At 58.7% G+C, this 15,490-nt stretch carries 16 protein-coding genes; 6 read left to right on the forward strand and 10 right to left on the reverse strand.

Annotation, left to right across the window (positions count from 1 at the left end):
- Positions 1-48 precede the first annotated feature (48 nt).
- Entirely contained in the window at positions 49-975 is a 927-nt protein-coding gene (locus KORLAC_RS13405) for an ArsR/SmtB family transcription factor (RefSeq protein WP_068307276.1), read from the reverse strand.
- Positions 976-1,252: 277 nt separating this feature from the next.
- Here KORLAC_RS13405 and KORLAC_RS13410 point away from each other — a divergent pair, with 277 nt between their 5' ends.
- The 3 genes from KORLAC_RS13410 to KORLAC_RS13420 all read left to right on the forward strand — a co-directional run bounded on the left by KORLAC_RS13410 (position 1,253) and on the right by KORLAC_RS13420 (position 4,699).
- On the forward strand, positions 1,253-2,026 hold the full coding sequence (locus KORLAC_RS13410) for an MlaA family lipoprotein (protein WP_068307278.1): 774 nt from the start codon (positions 1,253-1,255) through the stop codon (positions 2,024-2,026).
- A 186-nt stretch (positions 2,027-2,212) separates the two neighbouring features.
- A complete protein-coding gene (locus KORLAC_RS13415) occupies positions 2,213-3,451 on the forward strand; it encodes a DUF547 domain-containing protein (protein WP_068307280.1) in 1,239 nt (412 codons plus the stop codon).
- 15 nt (positions 3,452-3,466) lie between these two features.
- Positions 3,467-4,699: a DUF547 domain-containing protein gene (locus KORLAC_RS13420; RefSeq protein ID WP_068307281.1), complete on the forward strand. Its 1,233-nt coding sequence runs from the start codon at positions 3,467-3,469 to the stop codon at positions 4,697-4,699.
- A gap of 52 nt (positions 4,700-4,751) precedes the next feature.
- Here the strand turns inward: KORLAC_RS13420 and KORLAC_RS13425 are convergent, their stop codons facing one another.
- The 8 genes from KORLAC_RS13425 to KORLAC_RS13460 form a co-directional block, all read right to left on the reverse strand.
- Positions 4,752-5,558 carry a substrate-binding periplasmic protein gene (locus KORLAC_RS13425; RefSeq protein WP_068307283.1) on the reverse strand — a complete coding sequence of 269 codons (807 nt, stop codon included), beginning with the start codon at positions 5,556-5,558 and terminating at the stop codon, positions 4,752-4,754.
- Between the two features lie 108 nt (positions 5,559-5,666).
- Positions 5,667-7,337, reverse strand: a complete 1,671-nt coding sequence (ettA, locus tag KORLAC_RS13430) for an energy-dependent translational throttle protein EttA (RefSeq protein WP_068307285.1) — start codon at positions 7,335-7,337, stop codon at positions 5,667-5,669.
- A gap of 95 nt (positions 7,338-7,432) precedes the next feature.
- Complete coding sequence (locus tag KORLAC_RS13435) at positions 7,433-7,774, reverse strand: hypothetical protein (RefSeq protein WP_074519415.1); 342 nt, start codon at positions 7,772-7,774, stop codon at positions 7,433-7,435.
- Positions 7,771-8,187, reverse strand: coding sequence for a GFA family protein (locus KORLAC_RS13440; RefSeq protein WP_068307286.1), 417 nt, complete (start codon positions 8,185-8,187; stop codon positions 7,771-7,773). Before KORLAC_RS13440 ends, KORLAC_RS13435 begins: the two co-directional genes overlap by 4 nt.
- Positions 8,184-8,843, reverse strand: a complete 660-nt coding sequence (locus KORLAC_RS13445; RefSeq protein WP_068307289.1) for a glutathione S-transferase family protein — start codon at positions 8,841-8,843, stop codon at positions 8,184-8,186. The genes KORLAC_RS13440 and KORLAC_RS13445 overlap by 4 nt, the downstream gene beginning before the upstream one ends.
- A 77-nt stretch (positions 8,844-8,920) precedes the next feature.
- Entirely contained in the window at positions 8,921-9,565 is a 645-nt protein-coding gene (locus KORLAC_RS13450) for a LysE/ArgO family amino acid transporter (RefSeq protein ID WP_068307290.1), read from the reverse strand.
- 27 nt (positions 9,566-9,592) lie between these two features.
- Positions 9,593-10,231: an NAD(P)-dependent oxidoreductase gene (locus tag KORLAC_RS13455; protein WP_068307291.1), complete on the reverse strand. Its 639-nt coding sequence runs from the start codon at positions 10,229-10,231 to the stop codon at positions 9,593-9,595.
- Positions 10,232-10,234: 3 nt separating this feature from the next.
- Positions 10,235-11,119 carry a DMT family transporter gene (locus KORLAC_RS13460; RefSeq protein ID WP_068307293.1) on the reverse strand — a complete coding sequence of 295 codons (885 nt, stop codon included), beginning with the start codon at positions 11,117-11,119 and terminating at the stop codon, positions 10,235-10,237.
- Between the two features lie 94 nt (positions 11,120-11,213).
- Between KORLAC_RS13460 and KORLAC_RS13465 the strand changes: the two genes are divergently transcribed.
- From KORLAC_RS13465 to KORLAC_RS13475, 3 genes are all read left to right on the forward strand, one after another.
- The gene (locus tag KORLAC_RS13465) at positions 11,214-11,699 is read left to right on the forward strand and encodes a MarR family winged helix-turn-helix transcriptional regulator (RefSeq protein WP_068307296.1); all 486 of its coding nucleotides are present in this window, start codon (positions 11,214-11,216) and stop codon (positions 11,697-11,699) included.
- A gap of 308 nt (positions 11,700-12,007) precedes the next feature.
- The gene (locus KORLAC_RS13470; protein WP_068307297.1) at positions 12,008-13,558 is read left to right on the forward strand and encodes a DEAD/DEAH box helicase; all 1,551 of its coding nucleotides are present in this window, start codon (positions 12,008-12,010) and stop codon (positions 13,556-13,558) included.
- Positions 13,559-13,586: 28 nt separating this feature from the next.
- Complete coding sequence (locus KORLAC_RS13475; protein ID WP_068307299.1) at positions 13,587-14,426, forward strand: hypothetical protein; 840 nt, start codon at positions 13,587-13,589, stop codon at positions 14,424-14,426.
- Positions 14,427-14,454: 28 nt separating this feature from the next.
- Here KORLAC_RS13475 and KORLAC_RS13480 read toward each other — a convergent pair whose 3' ends face one another.
- Positions 14,455-15,447: an alpha/beta fold hydrolase gene (locus KORLAC_RS13480; RefSeq protein ID WP_068307302.1), complete on the reverse strand. Its 993-nt coding sequence runs from the start codon at positions 15,445-15,447 to the stop codon at positions 14,455-14,457.
- Positions 15,448-15,490: the final 43 nt, after the last annotated feature.

Below are 15,490 nucleotides of genomic sequence, written 5' to 3' on the forward strand. Positions count from 1 at the left end.
CAGCATGACACTATTTTCCAATCCCAAGCGTTAGCGAGGGACTTTTCATCAAACCTTATCAAATCGCCAGATGGTGACCCTGAGCTTGCCGCCGTCCAGATGGCGAAGGTCAGTGCGCTTCAGGCCTGCGCTTTCGCCCATGGCCGTGATTTCCTCATCCGCGAAGCCAAGGCGCCGGTGTGCCTGCTCGTCACGCAGATATTCTTCGGTGTGCGGCGCGAAATCCGCGATCAGGATGCAGCCGCCAGAGGCCAGGGCGCGGGCTGCTTCCCTGATGGCTTTGGCCGGATCATCAGCAAAATGCAGCACCTGATGGAAGATGATCAGGTCCTGGCTGCCGTCCGCCAGCCCCAGGTCATACATATCCCCCAGCCGCACCTGGCAATTCTCCAGACCCTTGTGGGCAAGATTGCCGCGTGCCACGGCCAGCATGTCGCGCGAAACGTCGATCCCCAAGGCCTGGTCTGCAAGCGGCGCAAACACATCCAGAATGCGCCCGGTGCCCGTGCCCACGTCCAGAAGTCGCTTGACCTGTTTGCCGCCCTGCACGTCCTGCAGTGCCTGTTCCACTTCCGCTTCCGCCACATAAAGCGATCGGATCTGGTCCCATTCTTCCGCGTGGGAGCGGAAATAGGCCTGCGCGCGCTCGAACCGCTCGGCCCGAATGGCGTCCAGCGCCTTCATGTCGGCATACAGCGCCTTGTCACCGTCCGCTACCAGCGTCAGCAGCGCGTCATTGAGCTTGGCGCCCACGCCCACATCCGCCAGGCGGTAGAATACCTGCGTGCCTTCCTGGAAACGGTCCAGGATGCCGGCCTCGCCCATCAGCTTCAGATGGCGCGAGACACGTGGCTGGCTTTGCTCTAGAATATGCACCAGCTCACCAACCGTCAGTTCGCCCCGGCCCAAAAGGGCCAGAATGCGAAGCCGGGTTGCTTCCCCGACGGCTCTGAGTGCTGTCAAAAGTTCATCCATGCCATGCTTCCCCATTGGACCTTCGTGTGGCGCTCCAAGCAATATAAAGAAATCTTTATATTTGTAAAGGCGTGAAATTCTTACGCTTCGCGCGTGATTTTCTAACCGCGCTCCGCATTTTGTGACTGTATGCGAGGGGATTTTTTGGGCTATAGACTTGAAGCACAGCCCGCATGTCGCCACATTGCGGCGATATTGCACACACTCGTGCGCTAGAATTGACAACAATAGGCCGCGCCAGAACGGCCCTGATGGAAACGTCCGAACGGAAACCTGTATGACAGCTCGCAAGTTTTTTACCCTCGGCCTGCTGCTTCTGACCGCTGCCTGTGCCTCCACTTCCCAGAACGGCCCATCGGCCAGCGCGAATGACCCGCTGGAGCCAATGAACCGTGCCGTGTTTGCTTTCAACAAGGCTACCGACCGCGCGGTGCTGAAGCCACTTTCGTCGGCCTATATCGCCGTCGTGCCCGAAGAACCCCGCAAGGGTGTCTCGAACGTTATGCGCAACCTGCGCGAACCCTGGGTGTTCGTGAATGATATCCTGCAGCTCAAGTTCGGTCGGGCCGGTAAAACGCTTGGTCGTTTTGTGGTAAACAGCACCATCGGCATCGGCGGGCTGTTCAAGGTGTCTGACCGCATGGGCGTCGAATATCACAGCGAAGACTTCGGCCAGACGCTGGCAACCTGGGGGGTAGGCGACGGCCCCTATATCGTGCTGCCGTTCCTGGGGCCATCCAACCTGCGCGACACGGTGGGCACCACAGCCTATTTCTTCTATGACCCCACGACCACGGCCCTTAACAAGAAGGGTGAGCTGTTCGACCTGGCGCTGTTGCGCACCGGCATCGACGCCTTTGATGCCCGGGTGCGGTACCATGAAGCCATAGATGAGCTTTATAAGGAAGACGACCCTTACGTGGTCGCGCGGTCGCTGTACCACCAGACGCGACGCTATGAAATTCATGACGGCGACCCACCGCCCGATGAAGACGAGGTGGACTTCTTCGACGATCTTGAGGATGAGCTGGACACAGACGAGCCCCAGTAAGCCTGCCGGCACCCCTCACATGACCCAAAACAAAAGCCCGCAGCATCAGCTTGCGGGCTTTTTTTTCGACTAAAGTCCCATGAAATGAAACTTTGGATGAGGTATATATAATCTTTGGTTGTCTATGTTCGTGTAACCCAAACGTTTCTAGTATCCAGGGGAAAACGACAAACTCGGGGGAAGACCATGCACAACCCAATTATGCCGCGCCTTTGCGCCCTGCTGATCAGCCTTTTCAGCCTGACCGCTCTGACCGCCCTGCAGGCCACGGCAGAAACCAAACCGGACACAGCGATCAAAGCTTTCCAGGGCGACACGCCGGACTCGCCCATGTCCATCGACTATAAGGACCTGTCCGCGATCCTGAGCCAGACAGTCTGGGAAACGGGCCATTCGGACCGCTCCACCGCCGGCAAAACAGTGCCCCGGACGGGATCGCGCATTGTTACCGGCTCGCGCGGCAATACCCGCACGGAAGGCAACCGTGTCGATTTCCACGCATTCCTGGGGGACAACTATGATGTGATCGTTGCCCTTAGGCGTGATTTGGAAAAAGTGCCTGCGGCGGTTCCCTTGAACCAGTTCAATCGTAACGAACAGCTGGCCTACTGGCTGAACCTTTATAACCTGACAGTCATCAGCCAGATCGCTGGCATCTTCCCTGAAACCAGCCTGAAAAAACATTATCCCGCACTATGGGACGAAAAAGTGCTGAATGTTGCAGGAGTCCCGCTGTCGCTCAATGACATCCACCACAAGATCCTGATCCCGAAATACCGTGATCCGCTGATCATGTACGGCTTGTTCCAGGGAGTGATTGGCGGCCCGAACATCCGCGACGAAGCCTATACTGGCGTCAGCGTGTGGCACCAGCTGAAGGCCAACGCCCGCGAGTTCGTCAATTCAAACCGCGGCGCTTTTGTGCGCGAGCGCATCATCCGCACCTCCACCTTCTATGAGGTGAACAAGGCCCTGTTCCCGGACTTTGAGGCCGACATGAAGGCCCACCTGTTGCGCTACGCCAAACCTGTGTTTGCGGACAAGCTTCAGGCCGCTTCAAGCCGCGTGGGTACAGACCAGCGCAACTGGTATGTGGCTGATCTGTATGGCGGCAACCGCTCGCGCTCGTCCGCCAGCAGCAACCCCGCGGCCTTCCTCAACGCCTTTACCAACAGCGGCGAAGGCTATAGCTACACTGGTGGCGAATTCGCAGGTGAAGCGGGCGTTGCCTCGGCCTGGGGCAACACTGCGATCACCCATAACCAGTCCCTGACCCGTTTCCCGATCCACTTGGTGGATATGGCCCGCAAGATTCAAATGAAGAACCAGCGGAACCGCGAAGGCAGCGTGGAAGTCGAGGAATATGACGATGTGCCGGAAACCAAGGCTGATGACGCTTCCAGCACTGACGGTCCAGAGCACTAGAAGGGGGGAATTGCTATGATACATATGTCTTTCAAATCGTTCGCTGCAGCCGTCGTGACCGTTGTGGCGATCGCCATCCCCTGCTCCGCCCAGGCAACCGATACAGCCATTACGGCTTTTCAGGGGGACACGCCGGATTCCGGCTTTTCCGTCGACTATGGTGATCTGTCGAAAATCCTGAATCAGACGGTTTGGGAAACAGGACACTCCGATCGCGCCAACCCTGGCCGGGTAAGCGCTCGACCTGGGTCGCGTATTGTACGCGGCAGCCGTAAAAATACGCGGAACGAAGGCAATCGCGTCGATTTCCATTCTTTCCTTGGCGACAATTACAGCGTCATGGTTGCCTTGAGACAAGACCTGGAGAGAATACCGGAAAACATTCCGCTCCGTCGCTTCAGCAGGAATGAGCAACTGGCCTACTGGCTGAACCTCTATAACCTGACGGTATTGACGCAAATTGCCGGCATCTTTCCCGAAGAACAGCTGAAGCGGCACTATTTCTCCGATGGGAACGATAAAGGCCTGTGGGACGAGAAGGTGTTGACTGTCGGGGGCGTACAGCTGTCACTCAATGACATTCACCATAAAATCCTGATCCCGAAATACCGCAACCCACTGATCATGTATGGCCTGTTCCAGGGCGTGATCGGCGGTCCCAACATCCGCGATGAGGCTTATACCGGCCAGCGCGTGTGGGACCAACTGAAGGCCAATGCGCGCGAGTTTGTTAATTCAAACCGGGGCGCCCGCATCAGGGACCGGATCATCCGCACTTCGTATTTTTATGAAGTGAACGAGGCCCTGTTCCCGGATTTCGATCGAGACCTGAAAGCCCACCTCTATAAACACGCCAAACCGCACTTTGCGGACCGCATCAGCGATGCGTCCAGCAAGATCGGCACGGGCCAGAGCAACTGGTTCATCGCCGATCTCTATGGCGGCAACCGGTCAATCGCGGCAGCCAGCGTGAACCCTGCTGCCCTTTTGAACGCCTTCACAGGCGGCGGCAGTGGCAGTGAAGGGTATTCCGGCCAGGCGGGTGACGCCATGGCCTGGGGCAATATGGCTATTGAGAAAAACATGTCCCTGACGCGCTTCCCGATCCATGTGGTTGAAAGCGTACGCAAGGTGCAGTTCAAGAACAAGAAGCTGCGCGAGGGCGATGTGCAGATCGAGGAATATGACGAAGTGCCAGTCGATGCCGATACAACAGGGGCCGGCACCGAAGGCGATCCTGAGCAATAAAAAAGGGGCCGAAAGGCCCCTTTTCTTTATCATGATCGCTTTCAACAGGGCCCTATTCGCTGGTGGGGACTGCCGGTGAAGAAAGGCACCCTGTGGCGTTTGGTAACTTGTAAGCCGCATAAAGCGCCCGCACCTTTGCCATGAAAGCATCGGATTGCGCGAGGGCGGATATCTGTTGGCCCATCGCCGAATGCTTCGATCCAGGTGCGATAGAGACCGACAAAGGCATTGTATCAATTGGCAGGGGCTCAGCAAAATCGGCCCAGCGGTCCTGCGGCACCTTGAACCCTGGGTACAGATTATTCCGGTAGCCCTCCCAGACCGCGTCATTGATGACGAAGGCATCGAGCCGTCGCCTGAGGGCCATCCGAAACATCACAAAGGTTTGCGTGACCTGTACGCCGTCCAGCTTCAGGTGCGGAAGGTATCGTTTGGCAAAATACCCTCGACCAGGGTACGCGACCGTCAAACCATTCAGCCCTTCAAGGCTGGTAACCGGGTTGTCCCTGTAGGAAATGATATAGCTGGTCAGGCAACCGATATCGGCAATATACGTCACCTGCCCCATCATATCCGTATCCCGGTATGTGAGGGTGAAATCAAATTCACCGTCTTCCATGCCTCTTATCACGCGGGGTACAGGCGCGACCACCGCATCAATCCTAGTATCAAGTTCACGGGAATAAAGGGCGACCAAATCAATAAACATGCCTTTGTCCCGGCCGTCTTCCTGCCAGCCGAACGGGAACCAATCGATCACTGCAACCTGTGGGATATTTGCTTCCGGGTTGGAAGCCGAGGCCGCGCCACCGATCGATGCGACGCCCATAGCGATCATCACCCATAGAAAAACATGCATCGCAGTCTCCGCCCCAGATGGATGCTGTCATTGTGCAGCACTGCAGCGACAGCGCAAACAAAAAAGGGGCCGAAAGGCCCCTTTTCTACATCTGTATCACCGCGACGCTTAGCGCGTGAACTTGCGGTATTTGATGCGGTGCGGCTGGGTGGCGTCTGCCCCCAGGCGGCGCTTCTTGTCTTCTTCATACATTTCGAAGTTGCCTTCGAACCACTCAACGTGGCTGTCGCCCTCAAACGCCAGGATGTGGGTGGCGATGCGGTCAAGGAAGAAGCGGTCGTGGCTGATAACCACGGCGCAACCGGCGAAGTTCTCAAGCGCTTCTTCAAGCGCAGACAGCGTTTCGGTATCAAGGTCGTTGGTCGGCTCATCGAGCAGCAGCACGTTGCCGCCCTCTTTGAGCATCTTCGCGAGGTGCACACGGTTCCGTTCACCACCCGACAGCAGGCCAACCTTCTTCTGCTGGTCGCCGCCCTTGAAGTTGAAGGCGCCAACGTAAGCGCGGGTCGAGACCTCATGCTTGCCGAAATAGAACATGTCATGCCCGCCGGAGATTTCCTCCCAGACGTTCTTGTTCGCGTCCAGCGCGTCACGCGACTGGTCCACGTATCCTAGCTGCACGGTATCACCCACTTCAATCGTGCCCGCGTCCGGCTTTTCCTGGCCGGTGATCAGCTTGAAGAGCGTAGTTTTACCCGCGCCGTTTGGGCCAATCACGCCCACGATGCCGCCTGGTGGCAGGCTGAAGTCGAGGCCGTCAAACAGAAGCTTGTCGCCGAACGCCTTGGTCAGGCCCTTGGCTTCGATCACCTTGCCGCCCAGACGGGCTGGTGGCTGGATCTTGATCTGCGCCGGGCCGGCCACGCGTTCCTGCTGCTGCTCCAGCATTTCGTCATAAGCCTTGATCCGCGCCTTGGATTTTGCCTGCCGCGCTTTGGGCGACTGCCTGATCCACTCCAGCTCGTCGGTCATGGCTTTCTGGCGGGCTTTGTCAGCGCGTTCTTCCTGCGCCATCCGCTTGGTTTTCATTTCAAGCCAGGCCGAATAGTTGCCTTCAAACGGGATGCCCTGGCCGCGGTCAAGCTCAAGCACCCAGCCCACCACGTTATCGAGGAAGTAGCGGTCGTGGGTCACGAGGATCACACAGCCCTTGTAGTTCTGCAGGAACTTCTCAAGCCAGGCGACCGTTTCAGCGTCAAGGTGGTTGGTCGGCTCATCCAGCAGCAGAATTTCAGGCTTCTCGAGGAGCAGCTTACACAGCGCCACGCGGCGTTTCTCACCGCCCGACAGCTTGTCGACAGACCAGTCGTTTGGCGGGCAGCAGAGCGCGTCCATCGCCACTTCGGCCTGGCTTTGCAGGTCCCACGCGTCGGCCGCGTCGATCTTTTCCTGCAGCTCACCCATACGGTTGAGGAGGTCCATATTCTCAGGGTCCATGCCGTAGTCGCCGGCCACCTGGTTGAACTCGTCCACCAGCGCCTGCGTAGACGCCAGACCTTCCATGACGTTACCGAGCACGTCTTTGTCTGCATTCAGCTGCGGTTCCTGCGGCAGGTAACCCACGCGGATGCCGTCAGCGGCCCAGGCCTCGCCACCGAATTCGGTGTCATAGCCGGCCATGATTTTCATCAGCGTCGATTTACCGGCGCCGTTCTGACCGATGATCGCGATTTTCGCGTCGGGCAGGAAGTTCAGGGAAATACCATTCAGAACCTGCTTGCCACCAGGATACTGTTTGGTGAGCTTGTGCATCTGATAGACATATTGATAGGCAGCCATCGGGCTTGGTTCCTTACTTATTCTGGAAAAAACTTTGCGCCTCAATTAACGCAGAATCGCGTGCGGGACAAGCGATGTGTGCTCTTCAAGATCATTCAGTCTTCGCTACCATCCATCTTCATACTGGTAACGATAAACACATCCCTCTTTTTGCTTTCCTTTTTAATCACTTCCGATATCCGCACGTTGTTTTCGTGGGCCGCATTCGCTGTCACCGGAGGCTCAACACCATCGAATATACAGTCAAGAGCTATCTGAAACCGTTGGGCCTTCCAATTGCCTCCCTCGATTCCAAGGACCACCTGCCCCTTGCTCGCACACTGCAAACAAACTTCAATCGCAGCTTCCGAAGACAGAAACATGACTGCGCTTCCATCCAGAGCAAAGAAATCTTCAGAATTTTCATAAAGATGATCGCGAATAATCGCCATCGTCATCCCTCATCCTTTGGGAACATGCGGTAGGTGGGCAGGCCGTCGTCTGTCTTGGCCCAGGGCTTGCGGCTTCTGACATACACATGGCTTTCGGGGTGCAGGTCATCGGTTTCATTGATGAAGCCGGCGTGCAAGTGAATTTCCCCCGGCCAGGCCTCACCTTCAAAACTCACCGGGCTGCCGCAGGCGCCGCAGAAGCGCCGCTTGACGCCGGGGCTGGATTTATAAAATTTGGGCTCATCCTCGGTGAAGCGCACCGCCGCGGCATCAAACCCCACATAGGTGGCGAAGGCAGCACTCGTGGCCTTTTGGCAAGAAGGGCAATGACAGTGGCTGACCCACAGCGGCTTGGCCACAATCTCTGCCTTCACTGCGCCGCACAGGCAGCGCGCTGTATAGCCTGTTTGTTCGCTCAACTGTCGTCCCCGCCGAAAAATTCATCATAGGATTTTTTCACCCGGTCGAAGGAGCGCAAAACGATGTCCGTGTCTTTCACGGTCTCCCAGTAGGCGTTCAGCTTGGGCCAGGCGTCATAGCCTTCAAGGCCGAAGCGCACCTTCAGGGCGCCATACCAATAGAGATGGGAAATCAGCGCGGCGTCCGCGAGCGTCCAGTCGTCTCCCACGGAGCGGCTGCCCTCGCCCAGATATTTCTCAAGGTAGGTGAAAGCCGCTGGGATATCCTGGGATTTGGCCTTTTCGACTTCTGCGTCCGTGGCTTCACCGCCAAAGGCCATGCGGCCATAAGGCTTCACGGCTTCGGCATAGTAAAGATCGAGGATGCGGGCGATCAGGCGCGCACGGGTCGCGTCTTCGAAATCATGGGGCGTGAGGTCAGGGCCGTCCAGCACCCGGTCCAGATATTCGGCGATCACCTGGCCTTCGGTCAGGCTGGTGCCGTCATCCTTGATCAGGAACGGAATTTTGCCCATGGGGTGGTGGCTGAAGTGGGTTTCAGACTTGAACCCACCCGGCACGCCCGCCAGCTCAATCTGATCGAGCGCACCCTTCATATCCAGGGCGATCACCACCCGCTCGAAATAGGGTGAAACACTATGTCCACAAAGCTGCACTTTATCCCCCTCGTACTGTTTTCAGTCGTCATCAGGGGCCAAGCTTGAACCAGTTTTCCGGTGTTTGCAACCGTCCTTTAGAGGCTGAGCTGGTGGCGCGCAAGCACCGCTGCCACACCCAGCATCACGGCGGTAATGACGCCGTCCAGCACCCGCCATGTGACAGGCTTCTTGAACAAGGGCGCGGCCTTTTTGGCACCGTACCCGATGCTGTAGAACCAGAGGGCGGAAGCCACCACTGCGCCGATGAGGAACGCAAGCCGCGCAGCGTCCGTAGCGTATTTCACGCTGACCCCGCCGATGAGCACCATGGTGTCCACATAGGCCCAGGGATTGAGCCAGGCGAACGCCAGCGCGTGCAGGATGGCAATACGCACGCCCTGCCCGGCGGCGGAGCCAGCCGACGCCTCGATCCGGTCGTCGGTCATCACGTCTGGCCAGATCGCGCCCTTCAGGCTCTTGAGCGCAAACCACACAAGGAACGCCACGCCGCCCCAACCGAGCCAGTAAGCGACGGTCGGGTTATCGGCAAACAGGCGCCCCACACCCATCACGCCAAGTGAGATCATGAGCACATCAGAGACGAATGTGGTGGTGGTGACGGCAAACACGTGCCGGTGCCTCAGGCCCTGCCTGAGCACATAGAAGTTCTGCGGCCCGATGGCCAGCAACAGGCCGATTGATACCAGAAAGCCTTCAATTAAAGCGGTCCAGTGGGGCATAAAAATCTTCCTGTCAGTTGCACCCTGTCAATAGGCCACCGTATAGCGTTGCCGCCGGTGGCGCCTTTGTTCACCTTCATCCAAGAGGGCGACGGCAAAATCCTCCATGGAAATGCGCGCCTGCCCGTCCTCGTCTGTCAGCATCACGTCACCGCCCAGCCGGTACCGGCCCGTGCGGTCGCCTGGCGTCAATATGGCCGGTGGTGTCTGATATGACCAGTCAGCTTTTGTATTCTTCAGGCAAAGCTCATATTGCGCCTGGCATGCCGTCGCGATGGGGACCAGGTGTTCAGGCAGAAAACCCGGTTCCGTGAACACAGTGGTGTCCTTGCCCTTGAGCTTCAGGCTGGCTGCGCCGCCCACGACCAGAATACGAACACCGGCTTTCCCGGCCTCCCGCAGGAGCTTCTCGGTCATGGGTACAAGCAGTTTCTCCCACCCTTCAGGTGGCCTCAGCGCACTGATCGCAAGGTCCTGCCCTGCCAGAAGGGGCTGCAGATCATCTGCCCCCAACACATCGGCTACATGCACGGCAACGCTATCAGGAAAATCCACCGCCTGTTCCTGTCGGCGCACCACCGCGGCAACCCTGTGGCCGCGCGCAAGCGCCTCCTTCAAAGCCCGGTACCCAACAGCGCCCGCTGCACCAAAAACGATGATATTCATAATTCACGCTCCCTGAGAGACAGTCTTTTTGAAGAAGAAAGTGAAGGTCGCTGCATTCTGGCTCAGCCATACGCTGCCCAGCGTCAGCAGAATGCCCAGAAGGGCCTGTGTGGAAAGGGTTTCCCCAAGGAGCGCCCACCCCAGCACCACCGCTGTTACCGGGCTGAGGAACCCAAGCGGTGAAATTTCAGAGGGCAGCAAGCGGGATACCCCCCGGAACCACAACAGATAGGTGGCCGCAGCCCCGATCAGCGACAGATAGCCCAGGCCAAACAGCGTGTCGCTGTTCAGTGTGACCGTACCGCTGCCAACAGTGAAAGCGACGGGGATCAACAGCAGGCCCCCGGCCGTAAGCTGCCATGCCGTGACCGTCAGGGGTGACACATCAGGCTGCCAGCGGCGGCTGAGCACCGTGCCGAACGCCATGGAAACCGCACTGCCCGCTGCTGCAGCGATGCCGATCATATCCCACTCCGCCCCCGGCGACAGTACCAGCATGGCCACACCAAGAATGCCGATAAAGGCGGCACCAACCGCGATGGGCAAAATTCCGGTGCCCAGCACATAGCGGGAAATAAACAACACCATCAAGGGCTGCACTGCCCCCAGCGTGGCGGCAACCCCGCCCGGCAAGCGGTAAGCCGCCACAAACAGCAGCCCCCAGAAGATGGTGAAATTCAGCGCGCCCAACAGGAACATGCGGCCCCACCAGATGCCTTGCGGCAGGCGCCGCACCAGCGCGAGCAGCAACAGCCCCGCAGGCAGTGCCCGCAGCATGGACACCATGAACGGGTCTTCGCCCGGCAGGAACTCGGTCACCATAATATAGCTGGAGCCCCAGATCATGGGGGCGATCGCTGTTGTCAGAATGTCCGCACGCTTACTCATCACACCTCATCACACTGCCTTTGTCATTTATCTTGATATCAAGATAATAATATTTCTCTTGAAGTCAAGATACTTCCGTGAAAAAGTGTCAGGCATGGATCATGTTGATGAAATCATTGAGCAATGGGCGAAGGAGCGGCCAGACCTGGACACCGCGCCCATGGCCCTGCTGGGGCGGCTTCTGAAACTGCAGCAGCATACATCAAAGGCCACGGGCGAAACCTTCAGCCAATTTGGCCTGAATGCCGCCGCCTTTGATGTGCTGGCCACGCTCAGGCGTTCCGGCCCGCCTTACCGCCTGTCGCCCGGCGCGCTGATGGATATGACCATGGTCACCTCCGGCACCATGACCAACCGCATTGACCAGTTGGTGAAAGCCGGGCTGGTGGAACGGATCAAAAACCCGGATGACGGCCGCGGCTTTCTGATCGCGCTTACCGACAAAGGCTTCAAACTGGTGGATGAGGCGGTCACCGCCCATGTGGAAACCCAGAAGGATCTCACAAGCCGCCTGTCGGATGCAGACCGTGAAACGCTGTCTGCGCTGGTTAAAAAATACCTGGCGACCTTTGAGGAATAGACACTGCCTGCACCCGGCCCAGCACTCGGCCCCGCACAGGCCGTCGCGCGCATTTCCTTGCTTTTCTTATTGTTTCGTGTTCTAAGGCACACATCACACCGCGCGAAGATAGCGAAATCATAAGAACAGTCGCTGGCGGTCCCTGACTTGAGCAATTTTCCTCACAAGATCGTTGCCTTGCTAATCGGCCCGGGAAATCCCGCAGGCCCAACACGACCCGGCAGCTGATCTTTGCAAGCTTCCCTGAACATTTTTGACGGTGCGCCCGCCGGGTTTGGCGCGATACCGTGGTATGTGAAAGCTTACACTTGAAAGAATTTAATACGCTCGGTCTCGCCGAGCCCATCCTTCGCGCCCTGACGGCCGAAGGCTACACCACGCCTACTCCAATCCAGGCGGGTGTTATCCCAGCCATGCTCGACGGCAAGGACATTGTCGGCATCGCACAGACAGGCACCGGTAAAACCGCCGCCTTCGTTCTGCCGCTGCTGCAGCGCGTTCATGAAATTCGCAAAATGCCGTATCCGAAAAGCTGCAAGGCCCTCATTCTGGCGCCAACGCGTGAACTCGCGGCCCAGATCGAGGATGCCATCCGCACCTACGGGAAGTACCTGAAAAGCTCAAGCGCGGTCATCGTTGGCGGCGCCAAGGCTGGCCCACAGATTCGTGCCATGTCGCGCGGCGTCGACATTCTTGTCGCCACGCCCGGCCGGCTTGAGGACCTGATGAGCACAGGCGCCGTGATGCTGGACCAGACCAACACGGTGATCCTGGACGAAGCAGACCAGATGCTGGACCTGGGCTTCATGCCGGCCATTCGCCGAATCATGCAGGCCCTGCCAAAGAAGCGCCAGACTGCGCTTCTGTCGGCCACTATGCCGAAGCAGATCCGCGGCCTTGCCGAAGATTTCCTCTACAAGCCCGTTGAAGTGTCTGTTGCGCCGCAATCGAAACCGATTGAGCGCATCACACAATCGGTTATCCATGTGGAAAAAGCCAACAAACGCCAGATTCTGGTGGATGTGATGCGCCGCGAGGATATCGACCGCGCGGTTGTTTTCTCCCGCACCAAACACGGCGCCAACAAGCTTGCACAGGTACTCGTGCAGAACGGCATCCAGGCGGACGCCATTCACGGTAACAAGAGCCAAAGCCAGCGCGTTCGCACGCTGGACGCCTTCAAGGCCGGCAAGGTGCCGATCCTTGTGGCCACTGACATTGCCGCGCGCGGCATCGATGTGGACGGCGTCTCGCACGTGTTCAACTTCGACCTGCCGAACGTGCCTGAGGTGTTCGTTCACCGGATTGGTCGGACGGCACGCGCCGGCGCAACCGGCATCGCGATTTCCATCTGCGATGAAAGCGAACGCGAATTCCTGCGCGATATCCAGAAGCTGATCGGCTTCAAGATCGAGCTGGACGAGCTGAGCGCGACGGACCTCGTGCCTGAGCAAGCCCCGGAGAAACCCGGTGGCAAACGCTCTGCTGGCCGTGGTCGCAGCAAACCTGCGGGCACATCTGGCCGCGGTCGCGCGCGAAACGGTCGGGCCAAGCCTGAAGGCGCCAAAGCGGGCGACCAGCGCACGCAGGAGCCCCGCAAGGCACCGGCCCGCGCGGATGCATCGCCCACGGGCGAAAACCGCAAGCGCCGCCGGCCACAGAAAAGCAAAGGCCGCAATGGCCAGGGTGCTCAAAATGCCCTTAACGGCGAGAACGGCCAGTCCGGCAAGCGCAACCAAAACAGCCAGGGCAGCAAAGGCGGTCGCGGCAATCAGGGCGGCGAAAACGCCGGCCTCAGCCGCATGCTTGGCAATATCGAACGCTCCCAACGGGCCAGCGGTCGGCGCCAAAGCGCCTGACACGGGCCCAGCCTGTCAGAATAATCGGGTGGGGTTCGCCCCGCCCGAGCCATGGACAGGCGCCAATTCCGGCGGCTTCCGCAACCGGAAAGATTCCACCATGTTCAAGTCCCTTCCCCTGGCCTTTTATGCCGCATTCAGCCTCTTGCTGGTGACCGGCATTGCCTTTGCCCAGGATGACAATAATCAACCGCCGGAAAATGCATCGCAGGACCGCTACGGCTCTGGCTGGAGCTGCGACGACGGCTTCCAGCGCAAGAACAGCCAGTGCATCAAGCTGACAATCCCGGAAAATGCCTATGCCACCGGCCGCGGCTATGGCTCGGGCTGGGCGTGCAAGCGCGGTTTCGAAGAAAACAACAAGGCTTGCGTGCCCATCAACCTGCCTGATAACGCCTACCTGAACGCGTCCGGCAACAATTGGGAATGTGAGCGCGGCTACCGCACCGACGGCGGCCAGTGCACCAAGATCGAGCTGCCTGAAAACGCCTTCCTGACCGACGGCAAATACGGCAACGGCTGGGCTTGCGAGCGCGGCTTCCGCGCCACCAACAACAGCTGCACCGAGATCATCGTGCCGGCAAACGGCTATTTCGTTGACCAAAGCTACGGCAGTGGCTGGCGCTGTAATCGTGGCTACACCGAGTTCAACGAGACATGCCAGAAAGTGGACGTGCCGGAGAATGGCTATCTGGTTGAAGATGGCAATAGCTGGCGCTGCAAGCGTGGCTTTATGCAATTCGGCAACAGCTGCCGGACACTGGTCCTACCCGAAAATGCTCATATCGATTATTCCGGCAATGACTGGGAATGCGATAACCCCTACCGCAAGCGCCAGGACCAATGTGAACTGCCGCGTTCGAACTAAGGGATAAAATTCAGGTCTGGCCGTCGCCTCAGAAGTGACGGCCAAGCCAATCCAGGAGCGCAGCGTTCACCTCATCAGGGCGTTCCTGCTGGCTCCAGTGCCCGCAGCCCTTCAGGTCAATCTGCTCATAGGTATCAACCATATCCGGCATCGCCACGGCGATTTCGGGTGGGCAGGCGCGGTCCAGCTCGGCGGTGATCATCAGGCACGGCTGCTTAACCTTCGGCAAATTCCCCTCATCGTCCAGGAACCGCTTCTGGTCCAGCCAGTTGGCGCTCATGTTGCGGTAATAATGCAGGGGGGCTGTGAAGCCGTTCTTCGAATAAGCGTCCACATAGACCTGAATGTCCGCGTCCGACATCAGCGGGCTGCCGCCCCACGCGCCTTCGCCCTTCTCAAGATGCCCGATCAGATCGAGGCTCTTTTCCGCGAACGGGATATCGGTTGGGCGCGGGGTGTTCGCGTCCGGCTTTCTCAGGAAATAGCGGAAGGTGGCGGCCATGTCGGCCTCCAGGACCGGTTCGCACGCGCCCTCAGTCTGGAACCGCACGATATACATCTTGTCGCCGAAGCGCGCGCGGAACATGTCCATCGGGTCTACCGGGTATGGCGGCAACAAGGGCACATTGAGGCCCGCAAGCCCCAGCACCCGGTCGCCTGCGTAAAACGGCAGTTGCCACATCACCAGCGCGCCCCAGTCGTGGGCAATGAACACAGCCTTGTCTATGCCGTAATGATCCAGCATCCCGGCCATCGCATGTGTCAGCTTATCCATAGTGTAGTTGGCTTGGCCCAAAGGCGCGCTTGAGGCGCCAAAGCCCGGCATGTCCGGCGCGAACACCGGGTATCCCGCGTCCGCCAGCGCCTGCATCTGTGCGCGCCAGCTGTAGGCCACTTCCGGGAAACCGTGCATCAGCACCACCGGCGGCGGCGACGCCTGCGTCACATCCGGCCCGGCGCGGTAGACCGCCAGGTCAAACCCGCCTGCCTTGATGATTTCCGGTTCGCCCATGCTGCTCATGCATCCCTCCTGCATCCTTGAGGACATGACTTAGCGTGCCTCC

The sequence above is a fragment of the Kordiimonas lacus genome, assembly GCF_001550055.1.
GTDB classification, from domain to species: Bacteria; Pseudomonadota; Alphaproteobacteria; order Sphingomonadales; family Kordiimonadaceae; genus Kordiimonas; species Kordiimonas lacus.

What these genes read in the sequence shown, in the direction of transcription:
- KORLAC_RS13405 (WP_068307276.1), bottom strand. Translation starts at nt 975, where the DNA reads ATGGATGAACTTTTGACAGCACTCAGAGCCGTCGGGGAAGCAACCCGG.
- KORLAC_RS13410 (WP_068307278.1), top strand. Translation starts at nt 1,253, where the DNA reads ATGACAGCTCGCAAGTTTTTTACCCTCGGCCTGCTGCTTCTGACCGCT.
- KORLAC_RS13415 (WP_068307280.1), top strand. Translation starts at nt 2,213, where the DNA reads ATGCACAACCCAATTATGCCGCGCCTTTGCGCCCTGCTGATCAGCCTT.
- KORLAC_RS13420 (WP_068307281.1), top strand. Translation starts at nt 3,467, where the DNA reads ATGATACATATGTCTTTCAAATCGTTCGCTGCAGCCGTCGTGACCGTT.
- KORLAC_RS13425 (WP_068307283.1), bottom strand. Translation starts at nt 5,558, where the DNA reads ATGCATGTTTTTCTATGGGTGATGATCGCTATGGGCGTCGCATCGATC.
- ettA (WP_068307285.1), bottom strand. Translation starts at nt 7,337, where the DNA reads ATGGCTGCCTATCAATATGTCTATCAGATGCACAAGCTCACCAAACAG.
- KORLAC_RS13435 (WP_074519415.1), bottom strand. Translation starts at nt 7,774, where the DNA reads ATGACGATGGCGATTATTCGCGATCATCTTTATGAAAATTCTGAAGAT.
- KORLAC_RS13450 (WP_068307290.1), bottom strand. Translation starts at nt 9,565, where the DNA reads ATGCCCCACTGGACCGCTTTAATTGAAGGCTTTCTGGTATCAATCGGC.
- KORLAC_RS13455 (WP_068307291.1), bottom strand. Translation starts at nt 10,231, where the DNA reads ATGAATATCATCGTTTTTGGTGCAGCGGGCGCTGTTGGGTACCGGGCT.
- KORLAC_RS13460 (WP_068307293.1), bottom strand. Translation starts at nt 11,119, where the DNA reads ATGAGTAAGCGTGCGGACATTCTGACAACAGCGATCGCCCCCATGATC.
- KORLAC_RS13465 (WP_068307296.1), top strand. Translation starts at nt 11,214, where the DNA reads ATGGATCATGTTGATGAAATCATTGAGCAATGGGCGAAGGAGCGGCCA.
- KORLAC_RS13480 (WP_068307302.1), bottom strand. Translation starts at nt 15,447, where the DNA reads ATGAGCAGCATGGGCGAACCGGAAATCATCAAGGCAGGCGGGTTTGAC.